The 11,650-nt window shown below is 74.3% G+C and carries 7 protein-coding genes, 1 tRNA gene and 1 pseudogene; 3 read left to right on the top strand and 6 right to left on the bottom strand.

From position 1 onward, the window contains the following. Window positions 1-36: 36 nt before the first annotated feature. From ACSNOG_RS01010 to ACSNOG_RS00990, 5 genes are all read right to left on the bottom strand, one after another. Complete coding sequence (locus ACSNOG_RS01010; RefSeq protein ID WP_436750552.1) at window positions 37-912, bottom strand: ComEA family DNA-binding protein; 876 nt, start codon at window positions 910-912, stop codon at window positions 37-39. 99 nt (window positions 913-1,011) lie between these two features. Continuing rightward, window positions 1,012-1,857 (bottom strand): DegV family protein, encoded by an 846-nt coding sequence (locus ACSNOG_RS01005; protein ID WP_436750551.1) that lies wholly within the window; start codon window positions 1,855-1,857, stop codon window positions 1,012-1,014. A 168-nt stretch (window positions 1,858-2,025) separates the two neighbouring features. Then, window positions 2,026-2,814: a hypothetical protein gene (locus ACSNOG_RS01000; protein WP_436750550.1), complete on the bottom strand. Its 789-nt coding sequence runs from the start codon at window positions 2,812-2,814 to the stop codon at window positions 2,026-2,028. 132 nt (window positions 2,815-2,946) lie between these two features. Continuing rightward, window positions 2,947-5,835: a leucine--tRNA ligase gene (locus tag ACSNOG_RS00995; protein ID WP_436750549.1), complete on the bottom strand. Its 2,889-nt coding sequence runs from the start codon at window positions 5,833-5,835 to the stop codon at window positions 2,947-2,949. A 344-nt stretch (window positions 5,836-6,179) separates the two neighbouring features. Then, complete coding sequence (locus tag ACSNOG_RS00990; RefSeq protein ID WP_436750548.1) at window positions 6,180-8,153, bottom strand: S53 family peptidase; 1,974 nt, start codon at window positions 8,151-8,153, stop codon at window positions 6,180-6,182. Window positions 8,154-8,450: 297 nt separating this feature from the next. Between ACSNOG_RS00990 and ACSNOG_RS00985 the strand changes: the two genes are divergently transcribed. Next, window positions 8,451-8,579, top strand: coding sequence for a hypothetical protein (locus tag ACSNOG_RS00985; RefSeq protein ID WP_436750547.1), 129 nt, complete (start codon window positions 8,451-8,453; stop codon window positions 8,577-8,579). Next, the gene (locus ACSNOG_RS00980; protein WP_436750546.1) at window positions 8,576-10,096 is read left to right on the top strand and encodes an NADH-ubiquinone oxidoreductase-F iron-sulfur binding region domain-containing protein; all 1,521 of its coding nucleotides are present in this window, start codon (window positions 8,576-8,578) and stop codon (window positions 10,094-10,096) included. Before ACSNOG_RS00985 ends, ACSNOG_RS00980 begins: the two co-directional genes overlap by 4 nt. Window positions 10,097-10,165: 69 nt before the next feature. Here the strand turns inward: ACSNOG_RS00980 and ACSNOG_RS00975 are convergent. Next, window positions 10,166-10,238: transfer RNA gene (locus ACSNOG_RS00975), tRNA-Ala, on the bottom strand. A gap of 183 nt (window positions 10,239-10,421) precedes the next feature. On the opposite strand from ACSNOG_RS00975, the pseudogene ACSNOG_RS00970 reads away from it, so the two are divergent. After that, window positions 10,422-11,648, top strand: a pseudogene (locus ACSNOG_RS00970) (glycosyltransferase 87 family protein); the annotation flags it as partial. Window positions 11,649-11,650 lie beyond the last annotated feature (2 nt).

The following is an 11,650-nucleotide window of genomic DNA, read 5'->3' as shown; positions in this document are numbered from 1 at the left end:
CTCACTTCCCCGCGCGCCGCGGGGCGGTCGTGGGGGTCATGGCTGGACCAGGGGGCGGAGGTCGGTGAAGCGGCGGCTGCCGATGCCGTTGACCCGGCGGAGCTCCTCGACGGAGCGGAAACCGCCGTGCTGCGCGCGGTAGTCGAGGATGTGGCGGGCCAGGACGGGGCCGACGCCCGGCAGGGCGTCCAGCTGCTCCGCCGTCGCCGCGTTCAGGCTGAGCGGCCCGCCCGGCGCCGCCGCAGCCCCGGAGGCCGCCGCAGAGCCGCCCGAGGCGCCCGGAGCCCCACCCGGGGCCCCACCCGGGGCCGCACCCGGAGCCGCACCCGGAGCTGTCGGAGCGCCCACCACGATCTGCTCGCCGTCCACGAGGACCCGCGCCCGGTTGATGCCCGTCGTGTCCGCCCCCGGCCGGGCTCCCCCGGCCGCGGCCAGCGCATCGGCCACCCGTGAGCCGGGCGGCAGCCGCAGCACGCCGGGCCGGCGGACCTTGCCCGCCACGTCCACCACCACCGCCCCGCCGGGACGGGCGACCGCCGAGGGCACGGCCTGCGCCGGAGGGACCGGCGCGGACGGAAGGGCGGCGGCCGGTGCCTGCCGCGCGGGCACCCGCACGGTCTGCGGACGCCCGGCCAGGAAGTGGTACGCGGCGAAGGCGCACGCCGCGACCAGCACCACCGCCAGCGCCGCGAGCGTCCTCGGCTCGATGCCGCACCGCACCTGCAGCCACAGCGGGAGCCGCTCCCGCAGAGCCGGCCGCCAACCGTCCTGCCTCCACGTGCGGTTGGGCCTCCCGCGGTCCTCCCCCTCCGCAGCGTGCCCCACCGGCCGCCCCGGGAACAGCTCCCCCGCCCGCTCGCGCAGCGAAGGGCCGCCGGGCTCAACTGCGTTACTTCTCGGGCGATCCGTCATGCGCAAGACCGTAGAGCGATTCGCCCGATCCCATGCGGAGGGCCTGATTCCCGTGGATATCCCGCCAGTTGTGGATATCCGCGTCACCCGGCCGGGGGACTACTTCGGTGCCACCACCACGCCCAGCAGCCCCGGCCCCGTGTGCGCCCCGATGACCGCCCCCACCTCGCTGACGTGCAGTTCTTCCAGCGCCGGCAGCCCCTCCCGCAGCCGGTCGGCCAGCAGGGTCGCCCGGTCGGGAGCGGCCAGGTGGTGAACGGCGATGTCGACGGGGGCCGCGCCCGCGCGCTCCACCGCGATCTCCTCCAGCCGGGCGATGGCCTTGGACGCCGTGCGCACCTTCTCGCGCAGCTCGATGCGGCCGCCCTCCAGCTGCAGCAGCGGCTTGACGGCGAGCGCCGAACCCAGCAGGGCCTGGGCCGCACCGATGCGGCCGCCCCGCCGGAGGTAGTCGAGGGTGTCGACGTAGAAGAACGTGGCCGTGCCCTGGGCTCGCTTCTCGGCGGCGGCGACGGCCTCGTCGAGGGTCCCGCCGGCGTCCGCCGTCTCGGCGGCGGCCAGCGCGCAGAAGCCGAGGGCCATGGCGACCAGGCCCGTGTCCACGACCCGCACCGGCACCGGCGCCTCGCGCGCCGCGAGCACCGCGGCGTCGTACGTGCCGGAGAACTCGGCCGACAGGTGCAGCGAGACGATCCCCCGCGCACCGGCTTCGGCCGCCGCGCGGTACGCCGCCGCGAAGACCTCGGGGCCGGGCCGGGACGTGGTCACCGACCTGCGCTTCTGCAGCGCCTGGGCAACACTGCGGGCCGAGATCTCGGTGCCCTCTTCGAGCGCCTCGTCGCCCAGCACGACGGTCAGCGGTACGGCGGTGATGCTGTGCCGCTCCATCGCCCGCTGCGGCAGATAGGCCGTTGAATCAGTAATGACAGCGACATGGCGGGACATGTTCCGGAGATTACCCGCAGGGGCGCTCCGACGGCAGTACGGGCCCCGTACAGGTGATCATCCCGCGGGACCGCCGGACAGCGGGCGCCCTTATGAGGTAGTCCTCAAGAGCCAGACTCGGCTCACGGGGCCAGACCCAGCGCACGAACCCCCACGCGGGCGCGCCCGTCACCCCGCGTTCTGCTGCTCCTGCCGGCCCGTCTTCTGCCACGAATAGCCCGGCGAGCGCCACGCGTCCCGGTCCCGGTCGCGCCCGGTGATCGCCCGCGGCTCCGGCTGCTGCTCCCCCGCCGGCGCCCCGGCGTCCGCAGCGCGGCCCTGACCACCGGCCTGACCACCGGCCTGGCTTCCGGCCTGACCGCCGGCACCCCCGCCCGAGGCCTCGCCGCGCATCCCCTCGCCGCTCATCCCCTCGTCGCTCCAGTGCCGCAGCGCCCCCGCCTCCATGCGGATCTGGCCGCTCAGCGTCTCCAGGTCGTCCTCGGCGAAGCGGCGGGCGCGGTCCTGGGCGGCGAAGCGCAGCGAATCCGCCGAGTCCTTGACGCGGGCCGTGCGCTCGCGGAGCTCGGGCAGGCAGGCCGCGACGCGGGTCTTGTCCGGCTCGTCCTCCAGGCGCTTGAGGTCGGCGTCCAGCTCGTGGCCGTGGGCGCTGAGCCGCTGGAAGAGGGCGAGCGCCTCGGACAGCGAGGGGTCGTCGGGCGCGGCGGCGTGCAGGGCGTCCTGCGTGGCGCGCATCGACGTGCGCAGGGACAGGCGGAGCTGGGCTACCTCCCCGGCCGCGCCGGGCTGGGCGAACTGCCTGGCCTTCAGCCGGGTGTCCTCGACGGTGCGGCGCGCCTGGTGGACCGTGCGGTCCACTCCGCGCTTGACCGCCCGGACCGTCCTGACCGTGGCGATCACCCCGAGTGCGACGAGGACCGCGAAGATCAGTGCGACGATCACGGCCACGGCTTCCATGACGCTCCTCGGGACGATGGGGAGGGGGGACGGCGGTTGCGCTCCCCCTCCACCGTAAACGGCACGGGCAGGCCGCGGGTTCCGAACGAACCCCCAACCTGCCCGTAGGGAAGAACCCTCAGTGGCCGGACCCTACGCCGGGACGATGTTCACCAGCTTCGGCGCCCGCACGATGACCTTGCGGATGCCCGCGCCGCCCAGCGCCGCGACGACCGCCGGGTCGGCCAGCGCGGCCTTCTCCAGCTCCTCGTCGGAGATGGACGGCGGGACCTCCAGCCGCGCCTTGACCTTGCCCTTGATCTGCACGACGCAGGTCACGGCCTCGTCGACCAGGTAGGCGGGGTCGGCGACGGGGAAGTCCGCGTGCACCACGGAGCCGGAGCGGCCGAGCCGGTGCCACAGCTCCTCGGCGATGTGCGGGGCCAGCGGCGCGATCAGCAGCACCATGGCCTCGGCGACGGACCGCGGGACCTCGCTCAGCTTGGTCACGTGGTTGTTCAGCTCGGTGATCTTGGCGATGGCGGTGTTGAAGCGCAGGTTCGCCAGGTCCTGGCCGACGCCGTCGATCGCCTTGTGCAGGGCGCGCAGCGTCGCCTCGTCGGCCTCGCCGTCCACGACGGTGACCTCGCCGGTCGCCTCGTCGACGACGTTGCGCCACAGGCGCTGCAGCAGGCGGTACTGGCCGACGACGGCGCGGGTGTCCCAGGGGCGGGAGACGTCCAGCGGGCCCATCGCCATCTCGTACAGGCGCAGGGTGTCCGCGCCGTACTCGGAGCAGATCTCGTCCGGCGTGACGGCGTTCTTCAGGGACTTGCCCATCTTGCCGAGCAGGCGGCTGACCTTCTCGCCCTGGTAGTAGTACGCGCCCTCGCGCTCCTCCACCTCGGCGGCCGGGACGGCGATGCCGCGGGCGTCGCGGTAGACGTACGCCTGGATCATGCCCTGGTTGTAGAGCTTGTGGAACGGCTCGGCCGAGGAGATGTGACCCAGGTCGAAGAGGATCTTGGACCAGAAGCGGGCGTACAGCAGGTGCAGCACGGCGTGCTCGGCACCGCCGACGTACAGGTCGACGCCGCCGTGCGGCTGCCCCTCGCGCGGGCCCATCCAGTACTGCTCGATCTCGGGGGAGACCAGCTGCTCGTCGTTGTCCGGGTCCAGGTAGCGCAGCTCGTACCAGCAGGAGCCCGCCCAGTTGGGCATGGTGTTGGTCTCGCGGCGGTAGCGCTTGGGGCCGTCGCCGAGGTCCAGCGTGACGTTGACCCACTCCTCGTTGCGGGAGAGCGGGGTCTCGGGCCGGGTGTCGGCGTCGTCGGGCTCGAAGGTCCGCGGCGAGTAGTCCTCGACCTCGGGCAGCTCCAGCGGCAGCATCGACTCGGGCAGCGCGTGGGCGACGCCCTGCTCGTCGTAGACGATCGGGAAGGGCTCGCCCCAGTAGCGCTGGCGGCTGAAGAGCCAGTCGCGCAGGCGGAAGTTGACGGTGGCCTCGCCGATGCCCTGCTCCGTCAGCCACTCGGCCATGCGGGTCTTGGCCTCGGTGACGACCAGGCCGTCCAGGGAGACGCCCCGGCCGGCGGAGTTGATGATCTCGGCGTCGTACGAGTCGAAGGAGTCGGCCCAGGTGGACGGGTCGGTGCCGCGGTCGTCGGCCGGCTGCACGACGCAGCGCATCGGCAGGTCGAAGGCGCGCGCGAAGGCGAAGTCACGGCTGTCGTGGGCGGGGACGGCCATGATCGCGCCGGTGCCGTAGCCCATCAGGACGTAGTCGGCGGTGAAGACGGGCAGCTTCTCACCGTTGGCCGGGTTGACGGCGTAGACGCCGGTGAAGACGCCGGTCTTCTCCTTGGCGTCGGCCTGCCGCTCGACGTCGGACTTGGCGGCGGCCTCCTTGCGGTAGGCGGCGACGGCCTCGGCCGGGGTGGCGTGCCCGCCGGTCCAGTCCTGGTGCGTGCCCTCGGGCCAGGCGGCCGGGACGACCGAGCGGTGGGCCTCGTCCTCGGTGACCAGCTGGTGCTCGGGGGCGACGACCAGGTAGGTGGCGCCGAAGAGCGTGTCCTGGCGGGTGGTGAAGACGGTGATCTTCTCGTCGGGGCGGCCGTCGACGGCGAAGTCGACGCGGGCGCCGACGCTGCGGCCGATCCAGTTGCGCTGCTGCAGCTTGATGGCCTCGGGCCAGTCCAGGGCGTCCAGGTCCTCCAGCAGGCGGTCCGCGTAGGCGGTGATCCGCATGTTCCACTGGCGCAGCTTGGACTTGAAGACGGGGAAGTTGCCGCGCTCGGAGCGGCCGTCGGCGGTGACCTCCTCGTTGGCCAGGACGGTGCCCAGGCCGGGGCACCAGTTGACCGGCGCGTCGGAGGCGTAGGCCAGGCGGTAGCCGCCCAGGACGTCCTCCCGCTCGGCGGCGCTCAGCTCGCTCCACGCGCGCGTGCCCGGCACCTCGCGCTGCCCGCTCTCGAACTGCTCGATGAGCTCGCTGATCGGGCGGGCCTTCTTCGCGTCCTCGTCGTACCAGGAGTTGAAGATCTGCAGGAAGATCCACTGGGTCCACTTGTAGTAGGCCGGGTCGATCGTCTCGAACGAGCGGCGCTTGTCGTGGCCCAGGCCCAGGCGGCGCAGCTGCGCCTTCATGTTGACGATGTTGGCTTCGGTGGAGACCCGCGGGTGGGTGCCGGTCTGCACGGCGTACTGCTCGGCGGGCAGGCCGAAGGCGTCGAAGCCGAGGGTGTGCAGGACGTTGTGCCCGGTCATGCGGTGGTGGCGTGCGTAGACGTCGGTGGCGATGTAGCCCAGGGGGTGACCGACGTGCAGGCCCGCACCCGAGGGGTACGGGAACATGTCCATGATGAACTTCTTGGGGCGGGCCGCGACCGCGGGGTCGCCCGCCAGGTCACCGCTGGGGTTGGGCGCCTCGTACGTGCCCTCGGCGTCCCAGGCGTCCTGCCAGCGTGCCTCGATGTCGGCGGCCAGCGCGGCCGTGTAGCGGTGCGGGGCAGCCACCTCGGCGGCGGTGTTGGTCTCGCTCATCGTCCTCAAAGCTCCATCGATCGTCGTCGTCTCTACCTGCGGCACCTGCGGAAATGAAAAATCCCCTCGCACAGGAGGGGACGCCGCGCCGATGCCGACCGTGGTCACCGGTCGGTACTGATCAGCGCGGCCCGCTAAGCAGAAGGCGTACGGCACGCATGGGGTCAGGTTACCGCAGGGGCCGAAGGGCCCGCATTGAGGTGCGGGCGGGCCCTTCCCCCCCCCGGCAAGGAGGCCGTGTCCGGCACGAACGCCGTGCCGGGTGCGCTCGTCCCTCAGGTGCGGGCCGTCCGTGGTTGCTCGCGCAGTTCCCCGCGCCCCTTAGGGGGCGCGGTTCACGCCGCTCAGCGTCGGTGACCCGGGACGTACGACGTCACGTAGGAGTCTCCCGGCGTCCCCACGCCCGTGACGTCGTCGTAGCCGGGGACGGCCGCGAGCGAGCTGTCACTGCCGAAGCTGCGCAGCGACGTGGCCAGGCCGTCCCCGGCGTCCACGCCGTTCCTGTAGTCCACGCGGACCACGCCGATGCCCCGGCCCTTGCCGAGCGGGTGGTCGGTGACGTCGTGGTAGGCGGAGGTGCCGTACCGGTCGTAGAGGGCGGGGTTGGCGAAGCCGATCGGCACGCCGTGGCGGGCCTGCTGGGCGAGCGCCTGGACGCCGGCGATCACGGGCGCGGCCAGCGAGGTGCCGCCGGTGCGGTACTCGTCGTACTTGCTGCTGCCGTCGGGGAAGGTCTGCGTCTGGCCGACGAGGAAGCCGGTGCTGGAGTCGGCGACGGCGGCGATGTCGGGGCCCACGCGCATGGGGGTGGTGCCGTTCGCCTTGGCGAGGGCGTCGGGGACGACGCCGCGCTGGTAGAAGGGCTGCTGGTGGATCTTGCTGGTGCCGCCGCCGGCGCCACCGGTGAAGGCCGAGCCCTCCCAGCTCAGGCCGTCCTTGGAGAGGTCGGCCTGGTGGGTGCCCCAGCCGGTCTCCCACAAGTACTTGTCGCCCTTGCCGACGGCGAGCGAGGTGCCGCCGACGGAGGTGACCCACGGGGAGTTCGCGGGGGTGTCGACCTGCTTGCTGCCGTGCCTTGCGACGTTGTCGCCGTCGTCGCCGGAGGAGAAGTAGAAGCCGATGCCCTCGACGGCGCCGGTCTGGAAGACCTGGTCGTAGGCGGCGGCCACGTCCGGTGTCTCGTTGCCCTCGACGTCGCCCCAGGAGTTGGAGACGATGTCCGCGAGCCGCCCGTCGACGATCTTGTGCAGGGCGTCGATCAGGTCGTCGTCCTGGCAGGAGGCGCCGGCGACGTAGACGACGCCCGCGTCCGGGGCGACGGCGTGGACGGCCTCGAGGTCGAGGGTCTCCTCGCCGTACCAGCCGGAGGCGTCGCACTCCTTCTCGCCGGTGTGCGTCCAGCTGCCCGGCAGCACCTGGGAGAACTGGCCCTTGCGCCAGCTCTTGTCGCCGTTGCGCTTGGCGTACGTCTGCAGGTCCTGGGCGATGGTGGGCGAGGCGTACGCGTCGGTGACGGCGATCGTGACGCCCTTGCCGGTGAAGTTCTTCGCGCCGTACGCGGCGCGCAGCTGCTTGCCCGTGTAGCCCTTGATCGCGTACGGCGCGTGCGAGCCGTAGGCGGCCGGCAGGCTCGTGTTCACGTTCGAGCCGTAGTACGTGGAGAACGGGCCGGCGTTGCGGAAGACGGGCGACGGGCCGGGGAGGGACTCGCGGTGCTTCGCCAGGCGCGGGGCGTCGTTCAGGCCCACGACGGTCAGGACGGCGCCGCCGAGGGAGGCGGGGACGGAGGCCGCGGCGGACGGCGCGTGGTAGGTGCGGCCGTCCTTGGCGTAGCGGTGGAGCTCGGTGCCGAAGGCCTTCTTCGCCGCGGCGGCGTCGCCGGTGACGGAGACGTAGTGGTCGTTGGTGCCGGTCACCTTCAGGCCGGAGGACCTCAGCCAGCCGGTGACCCCGGCTATCTGCTCCTTCGTGGCGCCGAAACGTTCCTTCGCCTGGCGTGACGTCAAGTACTTGCCGTAGGAGGGCGACGCCGGGTCGGAGACGGCCCGGGCGTAGGCGGCGAGGCCCTTCGCGTCCCGGCCGGCCAGGTAGACGCGGGCGGTGACGCCCTCCGCCGGGGCGGCGGTGCCGCGGTCGGCCGAGGGCGTCGCCCACAGCGGTTGGGTGCCCGCCAGCGTCTGCCGGTCGTGCGGGCCGGGCCCCTGCGGGGCCTGGGCCGCCAGGGCGGCGGGCGTGCCGAGCGCGAGCGCCCCGGCGGCCAGCGGCAGCGCAGCCGCCAGGGCCAGTCCGGCGCGCACGCGGGAGCGGCTTGATCTCATGGAACCCCCTGCGAAACGAGTGGTCGCGAAAGCGGGGCGGCGCGCGGCCGCACACGTGCCCGGCATGAGCACGCCCCCCAGCGCGTCACTCTTTCGGCGAACGGCTCGTCCATGGGGCATGGCAGCACCAAGAAGAGACCAAGAAGCGATCAAGGAAGCGCCACGAAAGCCCCGGGGATCGGCAGAACGGCCGAAGTGGCGCCGAACGAACCGACGTTAGCAGTGGTGGGGCCCCTCGCACCGAGGTTGTGCGAAGCGGACCGCACGCCGCCGGTGGGCTCCCTACCGTGCCGTGCCATGGACCTCCTAGAGATCTCCGACCGCACCGGTGACGTCCGCGGCCCGGCCCCGCTCGCCGCGACGGTGGTCCAGCAGCGCATAGGGGCGGACCGGCTGCCGCCGGGCGCCCCTGGCCGGCCCTGGTGAGCGCCGCGCTCCCCGAGCAGCCGGCGGTCCTCTCCCTGGGGCGGCCGCGGCTGCTGGCCGGGCTGGACAGGGCGGCCCGGCTGGACCGCAGCGCGCACCTGTCGGTGCACGGCTCGCTGCCCCGGCACACCGAGGCGCAGCTGACGGCACTGGCGGAGGAGGTCGCGCTGCGCGGCCGCGGCGGCGCGGGCTTCCCGTTCACGCAGAAGCTGCAGGCGGTCGCGCGGATGGCGCGGCGGCGCGGCGCGTGCCCCGCGGTGGTGGTCAACGGCTGCGAGGGCGATCCGTCCTGCCGTAAGGACGCCGTGCTGCTCGCACGGGCGCCGCACCTGGTGCTGGACGGGGCGCTGCTGGCCGCGGCCGCCCTCGGCGCGGGCTCGGTGGTGGTCGGGGTGACCCGGGCGGCGGCCGAGGCCTCGGTGCGGGAGGCGCTGGCGGAGCGGGGCCTGTCCGACCGGCGCGGCCCGTCCGTGCGCGCCCGGGTGGTGCGCCTGCCCGAGCGGCTGGTCTCGGGCGAGTCCTCGGCGCTGCTGCGGGCCGCCGACGGCGGGCCGCCGCTGCCGCCCGGCCGGCACGGCAGGGCCGCGCACGAGGGCCTGGGCGGGGCGCCGACGCTGCTGTCCAACGCCGAGACCTACGCCCAACTCGCCCTCGCCGCCCGCCTGGGGGCCGAGGGCTACGCGGCCGCGGGCACGGCGGGCGAGCCCGGCACGGTGCTGCTGACGGTCTCGGGCGCGGTGCCGGAGCCGCAGGTCGTGGAGGCGCCGAGCGGGGTGCCGCTCGCCTCCGTCCTGGCGGCGTGCGGCGCCGCGCCGGCCCCGCAGGCGGTGCTGACCGGCGGCTACCACGGTGCGTGGCTGGACGCGGCGACGGCGGCCGCGGCACCGGTGTCGCACCGGGGCCTGGCCGCCCGCGGCGGGGCGCTCGGGGCGGGGGCCGTGCTGCCGCTGCCCGCGGACACCTGCCCGCTGGGCGAGACGGTACGGGTCGCGCACTGGCTGGCCGCCGAGTCGGCCGGGCAGTGCGGTCCGTGCCGGCTCGGTCTGCCCACGCTGGCCGGGGCGCTGGCGGACGTCGCGGCCGGCGGCGGGCGGGGCGCGCTGGAGACCGTGCGGGAGGCCGCCGGGGCGGTGCGGGGGCGCGGCGCGTGCGGGCATCCGGACGGTGCCGCGCGGTTCGTCCTGACCGCGCTGTCGGCCTTCACCGACGACCTCGCGGCGCACGTCCTGGGCGGCGGCTGCGGGCGCCCGACGGCCGGGGTGCTGCCCCTGCCCCCGCCGGGCGGCACGGACGCCCCCGGGGACGCTCCGCGCCGCGTGGAGCGGCTGGCGGTCGACTGGACGCTGTGCAAGGGCCACGGGCTGTGCGCGGACCTGCTGCCGCAGCTCGTACGCACCGGGCCGGACGGCTATCCCGCGCTCGCGGACGCGGGCGTCCCGGACCATCTGCGGGGCCGGGCGCAGCGGGCCGTACGACGCTGCCCCGCACTGGCCCTGCGGCTGGACAAGGAGCGCTAGCGGGGCCCCGGCGGTGCGGGGCAAAGGAAAAGCGGGCCGTCCGATTCCGGACGACCCGCTTATTTCCTGTGGAGCTAAGGAGAATTGAACTCCTGACCTCCTGCATGCCATGCAGGCGCTCTACCAACTGAGCTATAGCCCCTTGTTCTGTTTTCCACCGGGATCGGTTCGGGTCGTTTCCCTTGCCGTTTCCCCCGGCGACATCGACAACATTACACGGAGACCCCCGCCACCTGCCAAATCGGCCGCCCGGCAGCACGGAGAACCTGGGCGAATGGGATAACATCGCCCACTATTCGCCCGATTTGTCACCCGTGGAACCGGAGTGCTCCTCGTGCCAGCCCGGCCCGGCCGTCCCGGCCGCCGCAGCACCCTGGCCGCCGCCGCGGGCTGTCTGGTCTCCTTCTGCCTCTTCCTGCTGGCCCAGCGGGCCTCCCACGTCGCCTCCATCGACGTCCTCGTCTACCGCGCCGAGGGGTGGACCGTGCGCACCGGCGGCGACCTCTACGCGATGCGCGCCACGCACCGCGGCCTGCCCGCCACGTACCCGCCCTTCGCCGCGCTCCTGTTCACCGCCCTGACCCTGCCCGGCACGACCGCGCTGCGCGTGCTCACCGAGCTCGCCAACCTCGGCCTGCTGCTCGCCCTCGTCCACCTCTCCGTACGGCTCGTCCACGGCCGCCCGCACGCCGCCGTGACCCTCACCGCGGCCGCCCTGTGCGTCTGGTGCGAGCCCGTGTGGCAGACCCTGCGCAACGGGCAGATCAACCTCCTCGTCGTCGCCCTGGTGCTGTGGGACCTGACGCGGCCCGCAGGACACCGCTGGGCGGGCCTGGGCACCGGCCTCGCAACAGGCATCAAGCTCACCCCCGCCCTGTTCGTCGTCCACATGGCGGCGACCGGCCTCGCCACCCGGCGGGCGAGCGGCACGGGGGCGGGCAGCGGCGGGCCGTGGCTGCGCCGGGCGGCCGTCGCCACCGCCGCGTTCGCCGCTACGGCGGCCCTCGCCGCGCTCGCCCTGCCGCACGACTCGCGCCGCTTCTGGACGGACGCCGTCTTCGCCACCGAGCGCGTCGGCCGTGCCGAGGACACCGCAAACCAGTCGCTGCGCGGCGTCCTCGCCCGGCTGCTGCACACCGGCGACCCCGGCCCGTGGTGGGCGGTCACGGCACTGGCCGTCACCGTGCTCGGCCTCACCGTGGCGGTCCGCACGCAGCTGTCCGGGCCGCGGGCCGCCGCCTGGGGCGCCCTCTCCTGTGCGGCCACCGCCCTGCTCGTCAGCCCCGTCTCCTGGTCGCACCACTGGGTGTGGTGCGTCCCGGCCGGGCTGCTGCTCGCCCGCGAGGCGGCCGCCCGCGGCAGCCGCGCCTGGTGGGCGGGGACCGCGGTGGCCGCCGTGCTGTTCTGCTCCTACGTGCTGTGGCGCGTCCCCCACGGAACGCAGGACCGGCTCGAACTCCGGCAGGACGGCCGCCACATGCTGCTCTCCGCCGGCTACCCGGCGGCCGGGGCGGCCTTCCTCGCTCTGGCCGCCGTCCGGACGGCGGGCGCCGG

The sequence above is a fragment of the Streptomyces sp. URMC 124 genome (assembly GCF_051386455.1).
Classification (GTDB): domain Bacteria; phylum Actinomycetota; class Actinomycetes; order Streptomycetales; family Streptomycetaceae; genus Streptomyces.
This window is presented reverse-complemented; position numbering and strand designations above follow the sequence as displayed.

What these genes read in the sequence shown, in the direction of transcription:
- ACSNOG_RS01010 (WP_436750552.1), bottom strand. Translation starts at nt 912, where the DNA reads ATGACGGATCGCCCGAGAAGTAACGCAGTTGAGCCCGGCGGCCCTTCG.
- ACSNOG_RS01005 (WP_436750551.1), bottom strand. Translation starts at nt 1,857, where the DNA reads ATGTCCCGCCATGTCGCTGTCATTACTGATTCAACGGCCTATCTGCCG.
- ACSNOG_RS01000 (WP_436750550.1), bottom strand. Translation starts at nt 2,814, where the DNA reads ATGGAAGCCGTGGCCGTGATCGTCGCACTGATCTTCGCGGTCCTCGTC.
- ACSNOG_RS00995 (WP_436750549.1), bottom strand. Translation starts at nt 5,835, where the DNA reads ATGAGCGAGACCAACACCGCCGCCGAGGTGGCTGCCCCGCACCGCTAC.
- ACSNOG_RS00990 (WP_436750548.1), bottom strand. Translation starts at nt 8,153, where the DNA reads ATGAGATCAAGCCGCTCCCGCGTGCGCGCCGGACTGGCCCTGGCGGCT.
- ACSNOG_RS00985 (WP_436750547.1), top strand. Translation starts at nt 8,451, where the DNA reads ATGGACCTCCTAGAGATCTCCGACCGCACCGGTGACGTCCGCGGCCCG.